We start from the raw sequence: 20,660 nt of genomic DNA, 5'->3' as shown, positions 1-20,660 counted from the left end.
GCCGGTTCTCCTAACTACTGGCGCGCAGCCGGCGCGAGATGACGTAGTTGACGATGCCGATCACGATCAGGATCAGGAACATCGTCCAGGCGATCGCGGAGGCACGGCCCAGATGCTGGTTCACCCAGCCCTGTTCGTACATGTACAGGCCGAGCGTCTGGAACTGGTGCTCGGCACCGCCGGACGCGCCCTTGTTGGCGTTGAACAGCAGGGGCTCACCGAAGAGCTGGGAGGCGCCGATGGTCGAGACGACCACGGTGAACAGGATCGTCGGGCGCAGCGAGGGCAGCGTCACATGGATGAACTGCTGCCAGCGGCTGGCCCCGTCCAGGGCCGCCGACTCGTACAGGTCCTGCGGGATCGCCTGCATCGCGGCCAGGTAGATCAGCGCGTTGTAGCCGGTCCACCGCCAGATCACGATCGAGGAGACGGCGAACTGCGAGGGCCACTTCTCGTTCTGCCAGTCGATGTGATCGATCCCGACCGAGCCCAGCGCCCAGTTGATCATCCCGTAGTCGCGGCCGAAGAGCAGCACGAAGAGCAGGGAGGCCGAGGCGATCGAGGTCGCGTACGGCGCGAGCATCGCGACCCGGTAGAAGGTCGAGGCGCGCAGCCGGTAGTTGAGGATGTGGGCGATACCCAGCGCCATCATCAACTGCGGGACGGTGGAGATGATCCCGATGGTCAGGGTGTTCTTCGCCGCGTTCCAGTAGAACTCGTCGTCGAAGATCCGCACGTAGTTCTTCAGGCCCGCCCACTCCATGTCGGTGGGCGCGGTCAGTTCCACGGTGTGCAGCGAGGCCCAGGCCGTGTAGATCAGCGGGAACAGGCCGAACGCGGCGAACAGCAGGAAGAACGGCGAGACGAAGGCGTACGGGCTCCAGCGCACGTCCCGCTGCCAGCGCCGGGAGAGCCTGGCACGCCTCTTCGCCTCCTGCGGAGGCAGCGCCTCGGCGGGCGGACGGGCCGGGGCCGCGCCCCCCTCCTTGACGGGGGGCGCGGCGGCGGTGTCGTGCCGGGTGGCCATACCGGTCACTTCTCCAGGTTGTTGTCGATGGTCTTCACGGCGTTGTCCCAGGCCTCCTTGGGCGACTTGCCCTGGGTCACCAGTGCCACACCGTTGTCCGACAGACCCTGCTGGATGATCTGGTCCTTCGGGCCGATCACCTGGATCGGGCTCTTCTTGGCGAGCGGAGCGAAGATCTGGCCGATCGGGGCGTCACCGGTCATCTTGTTCTTGGCACCGGTCACCAGCGGCAGGTCGTACGCCGTCTGCGCGCTCGGGAAGCTGCCGCGCTTGGCGAACAGCTTGGCCTGCTGCTCGGGTGCGGTCAGCCAGGCGGCGAGCTTCGCGGCCTCCTCGGCGTTCTTGCCCGACTTGGGCACGGCGAGGAACGAACCGCCCCAGTTGCCGGCCTTCGGCGGCGCGGCCACGTCCCACTTGCCGGCGTTCTCGGGCTTGGACTTGCTCTCGATGTAGCCGAGCATCCACGGCGGGCAGGACATCGCGGCGAACTTGCCGTTGGCGATGGTGGTGTCCCAGGCGGGCTGGAACTGTGTCTGGTTGCCGACCAGTCCCTCCTCGCCCGCCTCCGCCGTCAGGTCGAAGGCATTCTTCACGGCCGGGTTCGACTTGTAGATGACGTCGCCGGCGGCGTTGTAGTACCGCTCCTTCTCACTGGCGATGATCGCGTTGAGCAGACCGCCGGGCGAGTCCATGAAGGTGGTGCCCTCGGGGGCCTTCGACTTGAACCGCTTGCCGGTCTCGACCAGCTTCGCCCAGTCGCCCTCCCACAGCTTGGCGACCTCCTCGCGGTCGGTGGGCAGACCGGCCGCCTGGAACAGGTCCTTGCGGTAGCAGATGGCCATCGGGCCGACGTCGGTGCCCAGACCGATCGTCTGACCGCCCTCGGTGGTCGCCTGCTGCCACTTCCAGGGCAGGTAGTCGCTCTCCTTGCCGTACTTGGAGAGGTCCACCAGCTTGTCCGCGTAGTTGTTCGCGACCTCGTTGATGTTGCCGACCTCGACACCCTGGATGTCCTGGAGGCCACTGTCGGTCGTGAGGTGGTTGACCAGCGGCGGGTAGTAGTTCTCGTTCCGCTCGATCACGGTCTGCTGAACGTCGATCTTCGGGTTCAGCTTCTCGTACTCGGCGTAGAGGCCGGCCTCCTCGAAGCCGAAGCTGCCGAACAGCCCCAGAGTGATCTTGGTCTTGCCGCTGCCGCCGCCCTGGGACGAGCTGTCCTCGTCCTTGCCGTCGTCGGCACAGCCGGCCAGCAGCCCGGCGCCCAGCGACGCGACGGCCGCGAGGACCACCACCCTGCGGGCGGATCGGGTACGTGCTCGCATTGCGTCCTCCTGTTGCCCTGACGTGCCGACCCCCCGGCCAACTGCGTTGTTGGGCCCGTTAGTTCTAGCTGCGGCTCGGGCGGGGAACGTGCGGGATGTGTATGTGTCAGGTACCGTGGGAGCGCTCCCACTCGTGATGTGTTGAAGGTTCGTCGGTCCGAGCGAGGGTGTCAAGGGACTGCGAGCGAAGAGATGCGTTCAGTTATCGGGCTGTTAACTGGAAGCGTGGGAGAAGGATTCAGCCACGGGCAAGAGGACTCGGCGCGTCCGGAAAGCGCGGACCCGACCGCTCTGGCCGACGGCGGCGGTCCGGGGCCGGCAAGCCCCCGGGACGGTCACGCCGGCCGGTGGGACTGTTAAATTCCAGGCCAGCGTCAAGACTACGGCGGGAAGGCGGAGCCATGGGCCACGGAGCACGGGGCCGGAGCGGTGGCCGGCCCACCCTGGAGGAGGTGGCGGCGCGGGCCGGCGTGGGCCGCGGCACGGTCTCCCGGGTGATCAACGGATCACCCAGGGTCAGCGATGCCACCCGGGCGGCCGTCGAGGCGGCGGTGGCCGAACTCGGCTACGTCCCCAACACCGCGGCCCGCGCCCTGGCCGCCAACCGCACGGACGCGATCGCCCTGGTCGTGCCCGAGCCGGAGACCCGGTTCTTCGCGGAGCCGTACTTCTCGGACATGCTCAAGGGTGTCGGCGCCGAGCTCGCCGAGACCGAGATGCAGCTGCTGCTGATCTTCGCCGGCAGCGACCGGGAGCGCCGCCGCCTCGCCCAGTACCTGGCCGCCCACCGGGTCGACGGCGTCCTGCTGGTCTCCGTGCACGCCGACGACCCGCTGCCCGACCTGCTGTCCCAGCTGGAGATACCCGCCGTGATCAGCGGCCCGAGATCGGCCATGGAGACGCTCCCGTCGGTCGACTCGGACAACTACGGCGGCGCCCGCTCGGCCGTCGAACACCTGCTCGCCCGAGGCTGTTGCGCGGTCGCCCACATCACCGGCCGTCTCGACGTCTACGGCGCCCAGCGCCGCGTCGACGGCTACCGCGACGCCCTGCTCGCCGCGGGCCACGAGGTGGACGAGCGGCTGATCGAGGTCGGCGACTTCACCGAGGAGGGCGGCCGGCGCGCGATGACCGAGCTGCTGGCCCGCCGTCCCGACCTGGACGCGGTCTTCGCGGGCTCGGACGTGATGGCGGCCGGCGCCCGCCAGGTGCTGCGCGAGGAGGGCCGCGCCATCCCCGCCGACGTGGCGCTCGTCGGCTACGACGACTCGGCCATCGCCCGCCACATGGACCCGCCCCTGACCAGCGTGCGCCAGCCCATCGAGGAGATGGGCCGCCGGATGATCGACCTGCTGCTCACGGAGATCGCCGACCGCCGCCCCGCGGTCACCCGGGACCTGGAGCGGCGCCAGGTGGTGCTGGCGACCAAGCTGGTGACCCGGGCGTCGTGCTGAGGAGGGGGTGCGGGGCTCGGATGCCGTGCTGAGGGGCGGGGCTCGGGCGCCGGGCGGATGCCTGGGGGGCGAGGGCCGAGGGCCCGCCGTCAGTATCCGTCCCCCTGCCCCTGCCTGCGCCCCTGCCCCTGTCCGTGCCGCCGCCGGTGTGGTCGCCGGTGCGGTCGTTCGGTCTGGTGTGTGAGCAGCCAGGCCACGCCCAGGAGCACGGCTCCCGCCAGCCAGAAGAAGACCACCAGCCAGGCGCCGGTGAGCGAGTCCGGTTCGTTGGCCGCCCGGCACAGCCCGCCGGAGCACTCATCGCCCGCCGCGTCCAGCGCGACCACGAGCCACAGCAGCATCCCCAGGTTGAACGCGACGACCACCCAGGTCAGCAGCCGCCACCGGTGCTCCCGCCGCGACCGCATGACGAGCCTCCCACCTCACGAACGGCTCATAAGCAGACAATACGCCGCTCGCGCCCGGACGGCGCCGTCCCTGTGGGCCCATGCTGGTTCCCATGACCGGCCACCACCCCCTGCTGCACGTCACCGAGGTCCCCGAGATCGAGCCGTACCTCCGCACAGCGGGAGAGATCTTCCGCGCCTTCCGCACCCAGGACTCGGGCAACATCTCCTACGGCGTCCAACTCCCGGACGGCACCCGCTGGTTCGTCAAGGCGGCCACGACCGACCGGGCCCAGCGCTCCCTGGAGAACGCCCGCGACTTCCACCGGACGGTCCGCCACCCCGCGATCGTCCCGCACCTGCACCGGATCACCGTGGGGGACGGCCGTACGGCGGTGGTGACCCCCTGGCATGCCGGCGAGTGCCTCTACACCCCGGCCGCGCACCGCTCCCGCCCCGACGCCCCCCTGCCCCGCTTCCGCGCCCTGCCGCTCCCCAGGATCCTCACCGCCCTGGACCGCGTCCTGGACGCCCACCTCGCGGTCGAGGCCGCGGGCCAGGTCGCCGTCGACTTCTACGACGGCTCCCTGCTGTACGACTTCGACGCCCACGAGGTCCATCTGATCGACCTCGACGACTACCGCCCCGGCCCCTTCGTCCTCGCGGCGGACCGACTCCCCGGCTCGCGCCGCTTCATGGCCCCGGAGGAGTGGCGCCGCGGTGCCGTCATCGACACCCGCACCACGGTCCACGTCCTGGGCCGCGCCGCCCGCCTGCTCCTGGACGCCGGCGAGGGCGAGCAGGCCTTCCGGGGTACGCCCGACCAGCTGGCGGTGATCGCACGGGCCACGCGCCCGGACCCGGCCGAACGCCTCGCGGGAGTGGGGGAGTTGGCGGCGGCCTGGCGGTCAGTCACCCGGTGACAGTCGCCACCGACGCTCCCCGTCCTGTTCCTCGTCGGTCGGTGTGAGCCCGGCCGCCGCGGCGACCGCGGCGGAGGCGAGATGACCGGGATGGACATGGGCGACGATCGTCCGCACGGACCACCGCCCGAGCCCGGCGACCAGCACCCGCACCGCCTCCTTGGCGAACCCGCGGCCCTGCCAGGGCGTCCCGACCACCCAGGCGATCTCGGCGGCGCGCCCCGAGGCCTCTCCCGTGACCGTCGCCTGGACGGTACCCACCAGACACTCCTCCGCCCGCCACCGCAGCACCCAGTTGCACCAGACGACGTCCGGATCGGGCGACCCGGCGACCAGCCGCTCGTAGCGGGCCCGCAAGGCGGCCGGGGAGAGCGGCGCGCCGCCGATGAAGGCGTGCAGCGCCGGATCGGACAGGACGACGGCCATCTCCTCGGCGTTCTCGACCCGCAACGGGACGAGGTCGAGGCGCGGCCCGGCGAGGAACTCGGCGCGCACGGCCGGCCCCACTCGCTCAGTACTGGTACGGCTGCTGCTGCGACTGCCCCTGGGGCTGCCCGCCCTGGCCGCTCGCGGCCTGCGCCTGGAGCTGTTCGGCCTGCTCCTGGGGCACCTTGTGCTCCGCGCCGCAGAACGTGCACTGCGTCGTGTACTTCGTGGAGAACGGGAACAGCGGCACGAAGAACAGCGTGAACTTCGTGACGCGCTTGCGGAGCGTGTGCGCGGCGGGATTGCCGCACTGGCCGCACACCAGCGTCAGTATCGCGAGCTGGTACAGATATCCCTTGGTACCGAAGATGATCATGTTGGTCCCTCCCGGGCCGGGTTCCTGTGGCGCCGCAACGCGATCAGCCGGTGACCTTGTTTCCAAGGTCACCGGCTGATGACTTCAGGGTGAGTGACGGGACTTGAACCCGCGACTTCCTGGACCACAACCAGGTGCTCTACCAGCTGAGCTACACCCACCATGTCGGCGGCCCGGGTTTCCCCGACCTGCCGAGAAAAAGTGTACAGGGTCCGAAGGGGTGCTCGCGCCCGGCTTGTGCGGCGCCCCTTCCCGGGCCCCTGACCTGCGCTACTGCGCGGGCAGCACGTACTTCGCGGCGATCGACTTCGCGGTGTCGGAGTCCGGACCGGGCTGCGGTACGAAGACGGCCTCGCGGTAGTAGCGCAGCTCCGCGATGGACTCGCGGATGTCGGCGAGGGCGCGGTGGTTGCCGTTCTTCTCCGGGCTGTTGAAGTACGCCCGCGGATACCAGCGCCGGGCCAGCTCCTTGACGCTCGACACGTCGACGATCCGGTAGTGCAGGTAGTCCTCCAGCGTGGGCATGTCCCGCAGCAGGAAACCGCGGTCCGTGCCCACCGAGTTGCCGCACAGCGGGGCCTTGCCCGGCTCCTTCACATGCTCGCGGACATAGGAGAGCACCTGCTCCTCGGCGTCCGCCAGCGTCGTGCCGCCGGCGAGTTCGTCCAGCAGCCCGGACGCGGTGTGCATCCGACGCACCACCTCCGGCATCGTCTCCAGCGCCCGGTCCGGCGGACGGATGACGATGTCCACACCGTCACCGAGAATGTTCAGCTCGGAGTCGGTGACGAGGGCGGCCACCTCGATGAGAGCGTCGTCGGACAGCGAGAGGCCGGTCATCTCGCAGTCGATCCACACCATGCGATCGTTCATGCGACCACCCTAAGGCTGACCGAGGCCATCTCAGCCCGTCCGGCGTTCGAGGACGAGGCCCCTTGAGGGCCGATAAGGGGGTCTGGGGGCGGAGCCCCCAGGGATGGGACGGGTAGGGGCGGCGGGGGCGAGAAAAGATCACGCCCACCCCACCCCACCCCGCACTCACATCCCGCTGCGCTGCCCCGGCAGACTCGCCCGGCTCCCCGCGTACGCCTCACGCCCGTTCTCGGAGGACGGCGACGAGGACGACAACCCCGCGGACGTCCCGACAGGACTCGGCGTACGACGCGTCTGCATCGGCACCGGCCCACCCTCAGGATGCAGCGGCACCGGCACCCCGGCCCCCGCTCCACCCCCGGCGGACGGCAACGACCCGTCCCCGTCCGCCGCGACGGCCGCCCGTTCGCCCTGCGGCCGCCGAGCCCGGTACGCGGCCCGGTAGGCCGCGGGCGAGGACCCCAGCTGCCGCCGGAAGTGCCCGCGCAGCGCCACCGGCGACCGGAACCCGCACCGCCCGGCGACCTCGTCCACCGAGTAGTCCGACGTCTCGAGGAGCCGCTGCGCCTGAAGCACCCGCTGGGTGATCAGCCACTGCAGCGGCGCGCTCCCGGTGAGCGAGCGGAACCGGCGGTCGAACGTACGACGGCTCATGTACGCGCGCGCGGCCAGCGTCTCCACGTCGAACTGCTCGTGGAGGTGTTCCAGCGCCCAGGCGACGACCTCGGCGAGCGGGTCGGCGCCGATCTCCTCTGGTAAAGATCGATCGAGGTAGCGCTCCTGACCGCCGCTCCGGCGCGGCGGGACCACCAGGCGCCGGGCCAGCGCTCCCGCCGCCTCGTTGCCGTGGTCCGTCCGCACGATGTGCAGACAGAGATCGATTCCGGCCGCCGTCCCCGCCGAGGTCAGTACGTCCCCGTCGTCGACGAACAGCTCTCTGGGATCGACGTGCACCGACGGATAGCGCTTGGCCAGCGTCGGCGCGTACATCCAGTGGGTCGTCGCGGGACGACCGTCCAGCAGTCCCGCCGCCGCCAGCACGAAGGCGCCGGTGCACAGCCCGACTATGCGGGCGCCCTCCTCGTGCGCGCGACGCAGTGCGTCGAGCGCCTCCTCCGGCGGTGGCGAGGTGATCGAACGCCAGGCCGGCACGACAACGGTGCCCGCCCGGGAGATCGCCTCCAGCCCATGCGGTGCGGTGAGTTCCAGGCCCCCTGTGGTCCGCAGTGGGCCTTCCTCGCCGCCGCACACCAACAAGCGGTAGCGCGGCACGCCGGCGTCCTGGCGGTCAATCCCGAACACCGACAACGGTATGGAACTCTCGAAGATGGGGCCGCCGCTGAACAGCAGCACCGCGACGATCTCCTTGCGGCGTCGCCCGGAGAGTTTCCGGGCCGCGGCTTCCGGCGCGGCAGTGGAGTCGTGGCTCATACTGCTAAGCCCCCCTCGGTGGTCGCGGCTCCTCGGTTGTGTCGCTCCTGCACGTTTCCCCTCGGTCCTGCACGAGTCCCCCGCCGTAAGACAGTCAAGATCGAATCTACTGTGTCGCGTGGTGCCGGGGTGACCAGTTCGTCACCCGGCAGATTGTCGACTTGGCAACTTGGCGTGAAGCATTCGATCACGAAGCGTTGCACTCGTGGGGCGTGCAGGGAAGTGCGCCTTGTCGCAGTGGCCAATCCACGTAGGGTGCGCAGGCCCCCCGGGACCCTTTCCGTGCAGGTCGAACGGGGGTTGGGGGGTGGTTGGGCACCCGGATGCCGGGTGGCCAGAAGTTGGCTGAAAAGAGTCGGGCGCGTGCGCGGAAACCGGTCAGCCGACCGGTGTATTTCCCCCACTGTGACGCCCGCCTCTGTGCGTACCGGTTCCGGTCCGGTGCCGACGGCCGCGATGGGGGGCCCGGTCTTCGGCCAACAGCCGTGCCGCGCCCCGCTCCGACTGGCGCAGGAGGATACGGCAGACGGCCGTGACGGCGGCGAGGCCGAGCGCGGTGCCGGCGGCGCCCGCGAGCGAGGTGCCGTACCAGAGGAGCACCACGGGAACCAGGACACAGCTGAAGGCCGCCCAGCGGACGACGTCCGTCGTGGAGTCGTGGGCGGGCGGGGTCGCACGGGTCGGCTCTCCCCAGGCTTGCGGCACGGGGGGAGCCTCGGAGGGGCGTCTGGGTCCGGACATGGGTGCTCCCTGTGGCGTGGCTCAGGGGGTTCAACGCGTGTTCGACCCGTCGGTCACTGTGTCGGTGGGTCACGCGGACGGGTGAGCGGGCCGATCGGGCCGTATCTCGACCGCGCTGTGGAGCCCCGGTAAGTGAATGCTGTGCAAACCGCCTGTACAACGCAGCAACCATTGCGTTACGGGCGGCCCCTCGTGCATGCTCCCTGGAACCCCCACGCACGGGGGGCGGGATCTGGGCTAAGGAGGCGTGCCGCCGTACCCTTGGGGGTATGGGGTTGGGAAGATGATTCCCGGACACAGCTCCGCCGCACACTGTCGTCCCTCCCGATCAAGGATCTATACGCCGAGACAGCCATGGCCGGTCACGAATTCTTCGAACCCGCGGACCGCAAGCGGCCCGTCGCCGACCCCACGGCGGCCGAGCCCCTGGCGGCGGAAGAGCCACGCCACTCCTGCGACCCCGCCTTCAAGCACGGCGTCGTGGTCGGCTTCGACGGCTCCACGTCCAGTGAGCGCGCCCTCGCGTACGCCATCGGTATGGCTCATCGCTCCGGGTCGGGCCTGATCATCGTCCATGTCGCCAACCGGCTGCCCACCACGGTGTGGGCCGGCTGCGAGCCACCGGTCTTCGTCGACGTGCCGGACCATCGCACCGAGGTCCTCGGCCTGGAGCTCGCCTGCGCCGACTATCTCGCCGAGGTGCCCTGGATCCTCGTCGAACGCGGCGGCGACATCTGCCACGAACTCGAAGAGGTGGGCCGCGAGTACGAAGCGGACGCCATCGTCGTCGGTTCCACGCACGGCATCGTCGGACGCATCTTCGGTTCCGTCGCGGGGCGGCTCGCCAAGCGGGCCAAGCGGCCCGTCGTTGTCATTCCGTAACTCGTCGTTCTCCCAGGTGAGATGTGCAAACCTACTCGTGCGTAGAGGTGTTTGTGCCCTTGTGAAGGGCATATATCGGTCACCGCACAACTGCACATGCACGAAGGGAGCCCGCCGTGGACAAAGACGTCTCCGCGGGAAACTCGACCACCACCGTGGTCGGCCGACTCGCCCTGGCAGTCACCCTGTTGGCCTTCGGGCTGGGGTACACCGAAGTGATCGACGGCGTGACGGCGGCCGACGCCATGTCAATCGCCCAGTATGTGGGGGGCGTTGCCCTCTTCGTCACCGGCCTGCTGGCCCTCCGCCACGGTGACGCCGTCAACGGTACGACGTTCTCGGCGCTCGGCGCGCTCTGGTTCACCTGGGCCGTCTCCTCCGACAACCAGGTCTCCGCGAATGCCGCCGGGCTGTTCCTGCTGCTGTTCGCCCTCGTGGCGCTGACCCTGACCGTGGGTGCGGGCGATCAACTCGCCAAGGGCACGTACGGGTTGTTCCTCGTCTCCCTGGTGTTGATGGCCATCGCGAACTTCGCGGACAACGACGGGCTCGCGAAGGTCGGCGGCTGGTTCGCCGTCGCCGCGGGGGCGGTTGCCTGGTACGCGGCGACGGCGGTGTTCGCGCAGTGGCCGACGGTTGTTCCGAGGCGTGCTGCCGGCCGGGGCGTGACGGCCACGGGTTAGTTGGCAGCCGGCGTCGGGGTATTGGGCGGCCCCGGCGTTCAGGACGGCCCCCCGTGTGCTTGGTGGCAGCACGTGGGGGGCCGTCCTCTTGTTCGGCCTCTGCGGGCCGGTGGGGGTTGATCGCGCCGTTCCCCGCGCCCCTAGGTTTCTTACTCGACCGTCACTGACTTGGCGAGGTTGCGGGGCTTGTCGATGTCCCTGCCCAGGGCCAAGGCCGTGTGGTAGGCGAGGAGTTGGAGGGGGATGCCCATCAGGATGGGGTCGAGTTCGTCCTCGTTCTTGGGGACGACGATGGTCTGGTCGGCCTTTTCCTGGTGCTGGTGGGCCACCGCGAGGATGCGGCCGCTGCGGGCCTTGATCTCCTCCAGGGCTGCCCGGTTCTTCTCCAGGAGGTCGTCGTCGGGGACGATCGCGACCGTGGGGAGGGCGGGCTCGATGAGGGCCAGGGGGCCGTGCTTGAGCTCGGAGGCGGGGTAGGCCTCGGCGTGGATGTAGGAGACCTCCTTGAGCTTCAGGGAGGCCTCTCGGGCGACCGGGTACCCCCGGACGCGGCCGATGAAGAGCATGGAGCGGGCCTCGGCGTACTGCTGGGCCAGCTTCTCGATCTCCCCCTCCTGCTCCATCACCGAGGCGATCTGCTCGGGCAGCTTGCGCAGGCCCGCGATGATCCGCTTGCCGTCGCGGACGGAGAGGTCGCGGGTGCGGCCGAGGTGGAGGGCCAGCAGGGCGAAGGCCACCGTCGTGTTGGTGAAGCACTTCGTGGAGACCACGCAGACCTCGGGGCCAGCGTGGACGTAGATGCCGCCGTCGGCCTCCCGCGCGATCGCGGAGCCGACCACGTTCACCACGCCCAGGACCCGCGCGCCCTTGCGCTTCAGCTCCTGGACGGCGGCCAGGACGTCGTAGGTCTCGCCGGACTGGGAGACCGCCACGTAGAGGGTGTCGGGGTCCACGACCGCGTTGCGGTAGCGGAACTCCGAGGCCGGCTCGGCGTCGGCGGGGATGCGGGCCAGCTCCTCGATCATCTGGGCGCCGATCATGCCCGCGTGGTACGAGGTGCCGCAGCCGAGGATCTTGACGCGGCGGATCCGGCGGGCCTCGCGGGCGTCCAGGTTGAGGCCGCCGAGGTGCACGGTGGAGAAGCGGTCGTCGATGCGGCCGCGCAACACACGGTCCACGGCGTCGGCCTGCTCGTGGATCTCCTTGTGCATGTAGGTGTCGTGGCCGCCCATGTCGTAGGACGCCGCTTCCCACTCGACCGTGGTGGGCTCCGCCGTCGTACGCGTGCCCTCGGTGGTGTAGGTGCGGAAGTCGTCGGCCTTGAGGGTGGCCATCTCGCCGTCGTCCAGCGTCACTATCTGCCGGGTGTGGGCGACCAGCGCGGCGATGTCCGAGGCGACGAACATCTCCTTCTCGCCGATGCCGAGGACGACCGGGGAGCCGTTGCGGGCGACGACGATCCGGTCGGGGAAGTCGGCGTGCAGGACGGCGATGCCGTAGGTGCCCTCGATGACCCGGAGGGTCTCGCGGACCTTGTCCTCCAGCTTCGCGCCCTGGGCGCGGGCGATCAGGTGGACGAGGACCTCGGTGTCGGTCTCGGAGAGGAACTCGACGCCGTCGGCCTCCAGCTTGCGGCGCAGGTCGGAGGCGTTGTCGATGATGCCGTTGTGGACGACGGCGACCTTGCCCTCGGCGTCCAGGTGCGGGTGGGCGTTCACGTCGGAGGGGGCGCCGTGGGTGGCCCAGCGGGTGTGGGCGATACCGGTGGTGCCCTTGAAGCGGGCCGGGACCTTGGCCTCCAGGTCGCGCACACGGCCCTTGGCCTTGACCATCTTCAGGCCGGTCGCCTTGGGGGAGGTGACGACTATGCCGGCCGAGTCGTAGCCCCGGTACTCCAGCCGCTGCAGGCCCTCCAGCAGGAGGGGAGCGACGTCACGCTTCCCGATGTATCCGACAATTCCGCACATACAGATGTGTCCCTTAGCCGTAGACCATGCGGCGCAGCTGCCTCAGTGTCAGCTCAGGCGGCGCCACCGCTCGGTATTTCAGGTCCGCCTCGATCCGTCCGAAGATCTCCGCGTTCACCAGGCCCTGGGCCTGGAGTTCGCGGTGGCGGCGACGGACGTAGTCCTCGGTCGTCTCGTCGAAGTACGCGAGCACGTCCTGGATCACGCGCAGCGCCTCGCCCCGGCTGAGGGGCGAGGAGCGCGTCAGATGATCAACAAGTTCGTCGTGCACCCGGTAGATCCTGGGGTACCGGAAGGAGTTTCGCAAGAATCCTGCCCGAATTCGGGCAGAGTGCTATAGGGGGATCTTTGGGGGAACGTTGAACCTGTCATGAGTGCCTGTTCGTGCGCCGTCCATCCGTGGTCCTGCGGCTCGTCGCCTGAGGGGACGAGTTTCAGACGCCATGGACATTCCTCGCATGGGCGTACCCGAGCAGCTGGCCGAGCGCATGAGCATGGCCGAGCAGCACGAGTACCTGCGCGCCAGATTCTCCCGGCGCACGATGATCAGAGGCGGCGCGGTCACCCTGGGCGCCGTCGCCGGCGGTGCCTTCGTACCGGGCGCCACCGCCCAGGCCGCCACACCGACCAGCACCTTCGCGAGTGCCGCGACCGTCGACGGCGCTCTCGTCGCCCCCTTCGGCCGCCACCTCGCCTACGGCAACGACCCGCGCACCGAGATGACCGTCTCCTGGCAGGTCCCGGTCGCGGTGAAGAAGCCCTTCATCCGGATCGGCGCCCACCCCTGGGACCTCTCCCGCAAGATCGAGGCCGAGGTGCGCACCCTGTACACCCCGGCCGGCGTCGGCGCGAGCGCCGACCACACCCAGTACTACGTCCACGCCAAGCTGAGCCACCTGCGCCCCGGCCGGACCTACTACTACGGCGTCGGCCACCAGGGCTTCGACCCGGCCGAGCCGCACCTCCTCGGCACCCTCGGCACCTTCACCACCGCGCCCGCGCACAAGAAGCCGTTCACCTTCACGGCCTTCGGCGACCAGGGCGTCAGCTACCACGGCCTCGCCAACGACAGCCTGCTGCTCGGCCAGAACCCGGCCTTCCACCTGCACGCCGGCGACATCGCCTACGCCGACCCGGCGGGCCAGGGCAAGTCCGCCGACACCGGCTTCGACTCGCGGGTGTGGGACCAGTTCCTCGCCCAGACCGAGTCGGTCGCCAAGTCCGTGCCGTGGATGGTCAGTTACGGCAACCACGACATGGAGGCCTGGTACTCGCCCAACGGCTACGGCGGCGAGGAGGCCCGCTTCACGCTCCCCGACAACGGTCCGGACAAGGCCAACCTGCCGGGCGTCTACTCCTTCGTCTACGGCAACACGGCGATCATCTCCCTCGACCCGAACGACGTGTCGTACGAGATCCCCGCCAACCTCGGCCTCTCCGGCGGCACCCAGACCACGTGGTTCGAGGGGCAGCTGAAGAAGTACCGGGCCACCCACGACATCGACTTCGTGATCGTCTTCTTCCACCACTGCGCGTACTGCACCTCCACCGCACACGCCTCGGAGGGGGGCGTGCGCCAGGAGTGGGTGCCGCTGATCGAGAAGTACCAGGTCGACCTGGTCATCAACGGCCACAACCACCAGTACGAGCGCACCGACGTCATCAAGGGGAACAAGGTCGCCAAGAAGCTCGCCATCGGCGACACGGCCTACCCCGAGACCGAGGGCGTCGTCTACGTCACGGCGGGCGCGGCCGGGCGGAGCCTGTACGCCTTCTCCGCGCCGGACTCCTACGAGGGGCACCTGAACGAGCGCGACTCCGTCGCCTCCTTCGTCAACACCAAGGACGGCAAGGTCGACGAGACCGTCGCCTGGTCCCGGGTGCGCTACCTCAACTACTCGTTCCTGCGGGTGGACGTCGAGCCCGCGCCGCGCGGCCACTACGCGAAGCTGAAGGTCCAGGGCATCGCCGAGACCGGTGACCGGATCGACCACTTCACGGTGGCCCGCAAGGCCAAGTAGCGGCTCTCGTACGGCCGTTACATCACATTCGCTTGAGGATCGCCTGCTTGGCCATGGTGAACTCCTCGTCCGTCAGCACGCCCGTGCGGTGCAGCTCCCCGAGCTCGCGCAGGCGGCGCAGGAGGGCGTCGTGGTCGTCCTCGGCGGTGGGGACCGGAGGAGAGGGCACTTCCGGTTGCCCCTTCGGCAGTTGTTCGTGGGCGGTGGCCCGGGCCGGGTGCGGAAGCCTGGCCTGGACCGCCGCCGCGACCATCGCCATCAGCGGGTCCTTCTTGAAGCCCCACAGCTCCACGGCGTTCGGGTCGTACTTGGGCGGGGCCTTGGTCGGCGCGTTGCGCACGGTGAAGCGCAGGTGGCCGTTCTCCAGCCCGACCGCCGGATGCCACTCGACGCCGACCAGGTCGGTCAGGGCGAGGGTGCGGGCCCCGGCGGCGGCCTTGGCGTCCTCCGTCTTCCAGTTCCACTCCAGCCGGATGTGCTCGCCGTCGAAGCTGGCGGTGCCGTCCCCGGCGGAGACGGAGAGCGGGACCGACGGGCCCGGCAGCAGATAGGTGTCCACCGGGTCGGCCGGGACCTGGTCCAGGAGCAGCGCGTTGCGGACCTCGTCCACGAAGTACTCGGCGACGCCGTACCGGTCGGACTCGACCGCCAGCTGATAGGGGTCGTGCGGTTCGCCGAGCCGGCCGCCGGTCGCCAGCAGCAGCGGATCGGAGCCGTCCCGCAGCCGCAGCCTCAACCGGCCCGTCTTCTTGCCCTGTTCGAAGGAGACCCCGGCCAACGCGCCCAGGGGGACGACGAGTTCACCCAGGTTCTTGCGGAGCAGACTGACGTTCTTGTCCCGTCCGGGAGTCAGTCGCAGGGCGTCGCCGTCGAAAACCCACGTGCCGTCCTTCTGGATGATTTCCGCCATACGGCAAGTCTGGCATTCGGACGGCGTCCGCAGGCAGGAAGACGGGGCCCGGGAGGACCGTACTCCCGGGCCCCGCCTGGTAGTTGGGGACTTGGAGGTCTTTGCGAGGACCCCTTACAGACCCGCGAGGGGGTTGTCCAAGGTGCCGATCAGCTGGAGGGCGCCGGCCGGGTCGGACAGGTCCACCATCTGCTTGTTGTTGCGCAGCTGGAGGCGGTTGAGGCAGGACAGCGCGAACTCGGGCGCGAACATGTCGTACCGCGCGAACTTCTCGGCGAGTTCGGGCACCGAGTGCTGGTAGTCGCGGGTGACCTCCGCGACCGTCCGCCAGAAGTCCTCCTCCTCCAGGATTCCCTCGGCGGCGAGGTTCGCGGCGAGGAAGCGGAAGAAGCAGTCGAAGACGTCCGTGAAGATCGACAGGAGCTTCTTGTCCTCGGGGACGTCCACGCGCAGCCGCTCGACCGTCGGCGGCAGGACCGCGTCCGGGTCCATGACCGCGATCTCCTCGGCGATGTCCTTGTAGATCGCGCGCTCGACCACGCCGTCCCGCAGGACCAGGATGACGTTCTCGCCGTGCGGCATGAACACCAGGTCGTACGCGTAGAAGCTGTGCAGCAGCGGGGTGTAGTACGCCTTGAGGTAGCGGCGCAGCCACTGGGTCGGGGTCAGCCCGGAGCGCTCGATCAGCGCGCCCGCGAAGGAGTTGCCCTCGTGGTCGACGTGCACCAGGGAGGCCATCGTCGCCAGCGACTCGCCGTCCTGGAGCGAGGACACCGGGCTCTCGCGCCACAGCGCGGCCAGCATCTTGCGGTACGGCGAGTAGCGGTCCGTCGCCTGCTCGTACTCCAGGTGCCGGTAGCCGACCGCGGCCCGCTCGCGGATGATCGACAGGCCCGTCGACTTCAGCACCGGGTCGCCCTCGATCAGCTGGGCCAGCCAGTCGTTGATCGCCGGGGTCGCCTCCATGTAGGCGGCCGAGAGCCCGCGCATGAAGCCCATGTTGAGGACGGACAGGGCCGTCTTGACGTAGTGCTTCTCCGGGTGCGAGCGGTTGAAGAAGGTCCGGATGGACTGCTGGGCCAGGTACTCGTCGTCGCCCTCGCCCAGGCACACCAGGTGCCCGCGGGCGACCTCGGCGGCGAAGGTGACGGTGAGCTTGTTCCACCACTGCCAGGGGTGGACCGGGATGAGCAGGTAGTCGGCCGGGTCCAGGCCGCGGTCGCGCAGCACGCCGTCGAAGCGCTCGACGGTCTCCTCGCCCAGCTCCTGCCGTACGAAGGACTCGTACTCGATGCCGACACCGGCCGTGAACGCCGCTCGGGAGCGGTGCGCGGCCAGCCAGACCAGGCGGACCGGGCTCGCGGTCTCGGGGGCGTACGACAGGTACTCGTGGATGCCGAAGCCGAGCCGTCCGTTGTTGGCCACGAAGCAGGGGTGGCCCTCGGTCATGCCGGTCTCGATGTCCTGGAAGCTGCTTCTGGCCAGCTCGGCGACCGGGGTCTGCGGTTTGGTGAGTTTGTAGCAGGTGCCGGAGAGGGTGGAGGAGATCTCCTCCAGGTAGACCGGCAGGATCTCCTCGCTCAGGCCCAGGGTGTCCTTCAGCTCGATGAAGAAGTCCAGGGCGGCGAGCGGGAGTTCGGCGCCGTCGCGGTGCCGGGTGATGGAGTCGGCGTCGACCTGCCAGTGGTCCAGGGACCGGCGGGCGGCCGAGAAGTCGTAGCGGGTCAGGCCGTCGTCGCTGCGGACGACGTACTGGGCCTTGTCCGTCTCCTCGGGTGCGAGCAGCCGCTCGTGCGCGAACTCGGAGAGGGCCTTGCGGATGAGGAGGCGGTTGGCCTTCTCCCAGCGGTCGGGGGAGAGGTGGGCCACGGCGTCGGCGAGGGTCATGCGCTCACCCCCGTGGCCGCGACGAACTGCTCTCGCGTGCAGAAGCTCAACAACGCCTTCTTCTCCGGCTTCTGGATCTCGCGCTCGGGCACGAATCCGACGGCTTCGTTCAGGGCGTGGACGGCCTTGTTGGTCACGTCCGGTTCCACGACGACCCGCTCCACGGCCGGGTCCTCGAAGAGGTGGGCCATCACGGCGGTGATGACGGACCGCGTGAACCCGTGCACGGGGGTGTCGGTCGCCGGGGTGAGGAAGTGCATGCCGACATCGCCCGGCCGGGGCTCGTACAGCCCGACCAGTTCGCGGTGTACGGGGTCGTACCTCTCCATCAGGAACACCGGCACGCCGAACTCGTCGAGCCCGAGCAGGGCTTCCTGGTGCTCGTCGGCCGCGACCTCCATGTAGGCGCGCTCGACGTCCTCCAGTCTCGCGTCCTGCATCATCCAGAACGCGGCCTTGGGGTGGGTGAGCCAGGAGTGCAGCAGCTCGGCGTCCTTCAGCGGGTCGAGGGGGCGGAAGGTGAAGGTCGTAGGGGTCATACGGCGAACTCCTGGAACGCGATCGTCTTCTCGACCGGGTAGTACTCGGTGCCGAGCAGCTCGCGGATGATCAAGCTGTTGCGGTAGGCGCCCATGCCCAGGTCGGGGCTGGTGATGCTGTGGGTGTGGACGCCGGCGTTCTGGAGGAAGACGCCCCGGCCGGTGACGTCGATGGCGTAGTTGCGGCCGACGTCGAAGTTGCCCTGCGTGTCGTGGACCAGGCGGTCGCGGACCGACTTGAGGAACTCCGGCTCGGCGTAGCGGTAGCCGGTGGCGAGGATCAGGCCCTGCGACTCGATGTCGTAGTCCTTCTCCTGCTCCTCCTGGCGGAAGGACAGGGTGTACGTGCCGTTCTCGTACCGCGCGCTGTTCAGCGAGGAGTTGGTGAGCAGCCGGGTGGGGACCGGGCCGCCGAGGTTCTTCTGGTAGAGCAGGTCGAAGATCTCGTTGATCAGGTCGCCGTCGATGCCCTTGAACAGGCCCTTCTGCTCGGCCGTGAGGCGGTAGCGGGTCTGCTCCGGCAGCGCGTGGAAGTAGTCGATGTACTCCGGGGAGGTCATCTCCAGCGTGAGCTTGGTGTACTCCAGCGGGAAGAAGCGCGGGGAGCGGGTGACCCAGTTCAGCCGGTAGCCGTGGACGTCGATCTCGCCGAGGAGGTCGTGGTAGATCTCGGCGGCGGACTGGCCGGAGCCGACCAGGGTGATCGAGTCCTTCTTCACCAGCTCGCTTCTGTGCTGCACATAGCGGGAGTTGTGGATGAAGTCGCCGCCCAGGTCCCGGCAGGCCTCCGGAATGTACGGCGGGGTGCCGGTGCCGAGGACCAGGTGACGGGCGCGGTAGACGTCACCGGCCGCCGTGTGCACGACGTAGACCTCGTCCTCGGCCTCGTACGTCACGTCCGTGACCGTGGTGCTGAAGCGGACGTTGCTCAGCCGGTTGGCGGCCCAGCGGCAGTAGTCGTCGTACTCGACGCGCAGCGGGTAGAAGTTCTCGCGGATGTAGAACGGGTACAGCCGGCCCTTCTCCTTCAGGTAGTTGAGGAAGGAGTACGGCGAGGTCGGGTCGGCGAGGGTGACCAGGTCCGACATGAACGGGGTCTGGAGGTGGGCGCCCTCCAGGAACATGCCGGCGTGCCACTCGAAGTCGGGCTTCGACTCCAGGAAGACCCCGTCGAGTTCGGCGATGGGCTCGGTGAGGCAGGCCAGGCCGAGGTTGAACGGGCCCAGCCCGATCCCCACGAAGTCGTGGGTTTTCGTGGGTTCAGGAAGCGCGGTCAAGGGATTCTCCCAGGTACTGCTCGGCGTGGCCGGCGATCAGGTCGAGGACGGCGGCCATGTCGTCGACCGTCGTCTCGGGGTTGAGCAGGGTGAACTTCAGGTAGTGGCGGCCGCCCACCTTGGTGCCCGCGACCACCGCGTCGCCGGAGGCGAACAGGGCCTTGCGGGCGTACAGGTTGGCGCGGTCGATCTCGGACGGGTCGGTGACGGCGGCCGGTATGTAGCGGAAGACGAGCGTGGACAGGGTGGGCTGGACGACCACGTCGAAGCGCGGGTCGGCGGCCAGCAGCTTCCAGCCCTCGACCGCCAGGTCGCACACCTCGTCGAAGAGCTGGCCGATGCCGTCGGCGCCCATCACGCGCAGGGTCATCCACAGTTTGAGCGCGTCGAAGCGGCGGGTGGTCTGGAGGGACTTGTCCACCTGGTTGGGGATACGTTCCTGCACCATGCGGCGCGGGTTGAGGTACTCCGCGTGGTAGGTGGCGTGGCGCAGTGTCGAGGCGTCGCGGACCAGGATGGCGGAGGAACTCACCGGCTGGAAGAAGGACTTGTGGTAGTCCACGGTGACAGAGTCGGCCCGCTCGATGCCGTCGATGCGGTTCCGGTGCTTGACCGAGGCGAGCAGTCCGCAGCCGTAGGCGGCGTCGACGTGCATCCACACGCCGTACTGGGCGCAGAGCTCGGCGATCTCGGGCAGCGGGTCGATGGAGCCGAAGTCGGTGGTGCCCGCGGTGGCGACGACGGCCATGGGGACCAGGCCGTCCTGCTTGCAGCGCTCCAGCTCACGGGCGAGCGCCACGGTCTGCATGCGCTTGTCGTGGTCGACGGGGAGGGAGACCACGGAGTCCTGGCTCAGGCCGAGCAGTTTCGCCGACTTCTTGACGCTGAAGTGGCTCACCTCGGAGGCGAAGATACGCAGTTTCGCGAAGGAATCGGTCTTCGCCTCCTCGCGCGCCAGCAGCAGCGCCTGGAGGTTGGACTGGGTGCCGCCGGAGGTGAAGACGCCGTCGGCGTTCTCACCGAGGCCGATCCGGGCGGTGGTCCAGTCGATGAGCTTGCGCTCGATGAGCGTGCCGCCGGCCGACTGGTCCCAGGTGTCCAGGGAGGAGTTGACGGCGGAGAGGATGGCCTCGCCGAGCACGGCCGGGATGACGACCGGGCAGTTGAGGTGCGCGAGATAGCGCGGGTGGTGGAAGTAGACGGCGTCGCGGAGGTAGACGTCCTCCAGCTCGTCGAGCACCGCGGCGGTGTCGCGCAGCGGCTCGTCGAGGTCGATCGCGTCGATCCGGGGAGAGAGCGCGTCGACCGCGACGCCGGTGAACGGACGGTCGGTGGTGGCGAGTTTGGCCGCCACCCGCTCGATGCCTTCGGTCACGGAGCGGCGGTAGTGCTCCGCGGTCGTGTCGTTGAGCAGGTGCGAGCGCATGTGTGGGGTCCTCCGGTGGGGACAATCCGTGCGGGACAGGATCGGGGCGGAACCCCGGGTTCAACTTAGGTAAGCCTAACCTAACTAACCTGTGGGGAAACCGGCCCCT

20 protein-coding genes and 1 tRNA gene are annotated in these 20,660 nt (G+C 69.2%); 5 read left to right on the top strand and 16 right to left on the bottom strand.

What is annotated here, in order from left to right; translation table 11 throughout:
• Window positions 1-10: 10 nt before the first annotated feature.
• Both K4B79_RS45140 and K4B79_RS45135 read right to left on the bottom strand, forming a co-directional pair.
• Window positions 11-1,027, bottom strand: a complete 1,017-nt coding sequence (locus tag K4B79_RS45140; protein WP_232033299.1) for a carbohydrate ABC transporter permease — start codon at window positions 1,025-1,027, stop codon at window positions 11-13.
• Between the two features lie 5 nt (window positions 1,028-1,032).
• The gene (locus K4B79_RS45135) at window positions 1,033-2,349 is read right to left on the bottom strand and encodes an ABC transporter substrate-binding protein (protein ID WP_232033280.1); all 1,317 of its coding nucleotides are present in this window, start codon (window positions 2,347-2,349) and stop codon (window positions 1,033-1,035) included.
• A gap of 401 nt (window positions 2,350-2,750) precedes the next feature.
• On the opposite strand from K4B79_RS45135, the gene K4B79_RS45130 reads away from it, so the two are divergent.
• Window positions 2,751-3,803: a LacI family DNA-binding transcriptional regulator gene (locus K4B79_RS45130; protein ID WP_232033279.1), complete on the top strand. Its 1,053-nt coding sequence runs from the start codon at window positions 2,751-2,753 to the stop codon at window positions 3,801-3,803.
• A gap of 89 nt (window positions 3,804-3,892) precedes the next feature.
• On the opposite strand, the gene K4B79_RS45125 is transcribed toward K4B79_RS45130, so the two are convergent.
• Window positions 3,893-4,210, bottom strand: a complete 318-nt coding sequence (locus K4B79_RS45125) for a hypothetical protein (protein ID WP_232033278.1) — start codon at window positions 4,208-4,210, stop codon at window positions 3,893-3,895.
• Window positions 4,211-4,302: 92 nt separating this feature from the next.
• Here K4B79_RS45125 and K4B79_RS45120 point away from each other — a divergent pair, with 92 nt between their 5' ends.
• On the top strand, window positions 4,303-5,112 hold the full coding sequence (locus tag K4B79_RS45120) for a serine/threonine protein kinase (RefSeq protein ID WP_232033277.1): 810 nt from the start codon (window positions 4,303-4,305) through the stop codon (window positions 5,110-5,112).
• Here the strand turns inward: K4B79_RS45120 and K4B79_RS45115 are convergent.
• From K4B79_RS45115 to K4B79_RS45090, 6 genes are all read right to left on the bottom strand, one after another.
• Window positions 5,098-5,607 (bottom strand): GNAT family N-acetyltransferase, encoded by a 510-nt coding sequence (locus K4B79_RS45115; RefSeq protein WP_232033276.1) that lies wholly within the window; start codon window positions 5,605-5,607, stop codon window positions 5,098-5,100. The genes K4B79_RS45120 and K4B79_RS45115 overlap by 15 nt on opposite strands.
• Before the next feature lie 16 nt (window positions 5,608-5,623).
• Window positions 5,624-5,914 (bottom strand): zinc-ribbon domain-containing protein, encoded by a 291-nt coding sequence (locus K4B79_RS45110; protein ID WP_232033275.1) that lies wholly within the window; start codon window positions 5,912-5,914, stop codon window positions 5,624-5,626.
• Window positions 5,915-6,002: 88 nt separating this feature from the next.
• Window positions 6,003-6,075, bottom strand: a tRNA-His gene (locus K4B79_RS45105).
• 109 nt (window positions 6,076-6,184) lie between these two features.
• Window positions 6,185-6,787 carry an oligoribonuclease gene (gene orn, locus K4B79_RS45100; protein WP_232033274.1) on the bottom strand — a complete coding sequence of 201 codons (603 nt, stop codon included), beginning with the start codon at window positions 6,785-6,787 and terminating at the stop codon, window positions 6,185-6,187.
• Between the two features lie 165 nt (window positions 6,788-6,952).
• The gene (locus tag K4B79_RS45095; protein WP_232033273.1) at window positions 6,953-8,218 is read right to left on the bottom strand and encodes a helix-turn-helix domain-containing protein; all 1,266 of its coding nucleotides are present in this window, start codon (window positions 8,216-8,218) and stop codon (window positions 6,953-6,955) included.
• Between the two features lie 378 nt (window positions 8,219-8,596).
• Window positions 8,597-8,959 carry a hypothetical protein gene (locus K4B79_RS45090; protein ID WP_232033272.1) on the bottom strand — a complete coding sequence of 121 codons (363 nt, stop codon included), beginning with the start codon at window positions 8,957-8,959 and terminating at the stop codon, window positions 8,597-8,599.
• A 354-nt stretch (window positions 8,960-9,313) separates the two neighbouring features.
• Between K4B79_RS45090 and K4B79_RS45085 the strand changes: the two genes are divergently transcribed.
• Complete coding sequence (locus tag K4B79_RS45085) at window positions 9,314-9,841, top strand: universal stress protein (protein ID WP_020277234.1); 528 nt, start codon at window positions 9,314-9,316, stop codon at window positions 9,839-9,841.
• Window positions 9,842-9,957: 116 nt separating this feature from the next.
• Window positions 9,958-10,524, top strand: coding sequence for a GPR1/FUN34/YaaH family transporter (locus K4B79_RS45080; protein ID WP_232033271.1), 567 nt, complete (start codon window positions 9,958-9,960; stop codon window positions 10,522-10,524).
• 149 nt (window positions 10,525-10,673) lie between these two features.
• Here K4B79_RS45080 and glmS read toward each other — a convergent pair whose 3' ends face one another.
• Complete coding sequence (gene glmS / locus K4B79_RS45075; RefSeq protein WP_232033270.1) at window positions 10,674-12,491, bottom strand: glutamine--fructose-6-phosphate transaminase (isomerizing); 1,818 nt, start codon at window positions 12,489-12,491, stop codon at window positions 10,674-10,676.
• Window positions 12,492-12,504: 13 nt separating this feature from the next.
• The gene (locus K4B79_RS45070) at window positions 12,505-12,762 is read right to left on the bottom strand and encodes a hypothetical protein (RefSeq protein ID WP_232033269.1); all 258 of its coding nucleotides are present in this window, start codon (window positions 12,760-12,762) and stop codon (window positions 12,505-12,507) included.
• Window positions 12,763-12,949: 187 nt separating this feature from the next.
• On the opposite strand from K4B79_RS45070, the gene K4B79_RS45065 reads away from it, so the two are divergent.
• Window positions 12,950-14,512 (top strand): purple acid phosphatase family protein, encoded by a 1,563-nt coding sequence (locus K4B79_RS45065; RefSeq protein ID WP_232033268.1) that lies wholly within the window; start codon window positions 12,950-12,952, stop codon window positions 14,510-14,512.
• A 22-nt stretch (window positions 14,513-14,534) separates the two neighbouring features.
• Here K4B79_RS45065 and K4B79_RS45060 read toward each other — a convergent pair whose 3' ends face one another.
• The 5 genes from K4B79_RS45060 to desA form a co-directional block, all read right to left on the bottom strand.
• Window positions 14,535-15,422: a DUF4429 domain-containing protein gene (locus K4B79_RS45060; RefSeq protein WP_232033267.1), complete on the bottom strand. Its 888-nt coding sequence runs from the start codon at window positions 15,420-15,422 to the stop codon at window positions 14,535-14,537.
• Window positions 15,423-15,536: 114 nt separating this feature from the next.
• Window positions 15,537-17,309, bottom strand: a complete 1,773-nt coding sequence (locus K4B79_RS45055) for an IucA/IucC family protein (RefSeq protein ID WP_232033266.1) — start codon at window positions 17,307-17,309, stop codon at window positions 15,537-15,539.
• Complete coding sequence (locus tag K4B79_RS45050; protein WP_232033265.1) at window positions 17,306-17,848, bottom strand: GNAT family N-acetyltransferase; 543 nt, start codon at window positions 17,846-17,848, stop codon at window positions 17,306-17,308. Before K4B79_RS45050 ends, K4B79_RS45055 begins: the two co-directional genes overlap by 4 nt.
• Window positions 17,845-19,125, bottom strand: a complete 1,281-nt coding sequence (locus K4B79_RS45045; protein ID WP_232033264.1) for a lysine N(6)-hydroxylase/L-ornithine N(5)-oxygenase family protein — start codon at window positions 19,123-19,125, stop codon at window positions 17,845-17,847. The genes K4B79_RS45050 and K4B79_RS45045 overlap by 4 nt, the downstream gene beginning before the upstream one ends.
• The gene (gene desA / locus K4B79_RS45040) at window positions 19,109-20,551 is read right to left on the bottom strand and encodes a lysine decarboxylase DesA (protein ID WP_232033263.1); all 1,443 of its coding nucleotides are present in this window, start codon (window positions 20,549-20,551) and stop codon (window positions 19,109-19,111) included. The genes K4B79_RS45045 and desA overlap by 17 nt, the downstream gene beginning before the upstream one ends.
• Window positions 20,552-20,660 lie beyond the last annotated feature (109 nt).

Source organism: Streptomyces lincolnensis (assembly GCF_021173675.1).
Lineage (GTDB): Bacteria > Actinomycetota > Actinomycetes > Streptomycetales > Streptomycetaceae > Streptomyces > Streptomyces lincolnensis_B.
Note: the sequence above shows the minus strand (reverse complement) of the source record. Positions and strands in the feature narration are given on the sequence as shown.

Bases quoted from the DNA above. Each gene is read 5' to 3' on its own strand.
- K4B79_RS45140 (WP_232033299.1), bottom strand. From the start codon at position 1,027: ATGGCCACCCGGCACGACACCGCCGCCGCGCCCCCCGTCAAGGAGGGG.
- K4B79_RS45135 (WP_232033280.1), bottom strand. From the start codon at position 2,349: ATGCGAGCACGTACCCGATCCGCCCGCAGGGTGGTGGTCCTCGCGGCC.
- K4B79_RS45130 (WP_232033279.1), top strand. From the start codon at position 2,751: ATGGGCCACGGAGCACGGGGCCGGAGCGGTGGCCGGCCCACCCTGGAG.
- K4B79_RS45125 (WP_232033278.1), bottom strand. From the start codon at position 4,210: ATGCGGTCGCGGCGGGAGCACCGGTGGCGGCTGCTGACCTGGGTGGTC.
- K4B79_RS45120 (WP_232033277.1), top strand. From the start codon at position 4,303: ATGACCGGCCACCACCCCCTGCTGCACGTCACCGAGGTCCCCGAGATC.
- K4B79_RS45110 (WP_232033275.1), bottom strand. From the start codon at position 5,914: ATGATCATCTTCGGTACCAAGGGATATCTGTACCAGCTCGCGATACTG.
- orn (WP_232033274.1), bottom strand. From the start codon at position 6,787: ATGAACGATCGCATGGTGTGGATCGACTGCGAGATGACCGGCCTCTCG.
- K4B79_RS45095 (WP_232033273.1), bottom strand. From the start codon at position 8,218: ATGAGCCACGACTCCACTGCCGCGCCGGAAGCCGCGGCCCGGAAACTC.
- K4B79_RS45090 (WP_232033272.1), bottom strand. From the start codon at position 8,959: ATGTCCGGACCCAGACGCCCCTCCGAGGCTCCCCCCGTGCCGCAAGCC.
- K4B79_RS45085 (WP_020277234.1), top strand. From the start codon at position 9,314: ATGGCCGGTCACGAATTCTTCGAACCCGCGGACCGCAAGCGGCCCGTC.
- glmS (WP_232033270.1), bottom strand. From the start codon at position 12,491: ATGTGCGGAATTGTCGGATACATCGGGAAGCGTGACGTCGCTCCCCTC.
- K4B79_RS45065 (WP_232033268.1), top strand. From the start codon at position 12,950: ATGGGCGTACCCGAGCAGCTGGCCGAGCGCATGAGCATGGCCGAGCAG.
- K4B79_RS45060 (WP_232033267.1), bottom strand. From the start codon at position 15,422: ATGGCGGAAATCATCCAGAAGGACGGCACGTGGGTTTTCGACGGCGAC.
- K4B79_RS45055 (WP_232033266.1), bottom strand. From the start codon at position 17,309: ATGACCCTCGCCGACGCCGTGGCCCACCTCTCCCCCGACCGCTGGGAG.
- K4B79_RS45050 (WP_232033265.1), bottom strand. From the start codon at position 17,848: ATGACCCCTACGACCTTCACCTTCCGCCCCCTCGACCCGCTGAAGGAC.
- desA (WP_232033263.1), bottom strand. From the start codon at position 20,551: ATGCGCTCGCACCTGCTCAACGACACGACCGCGGAGCACTACCGCCGC.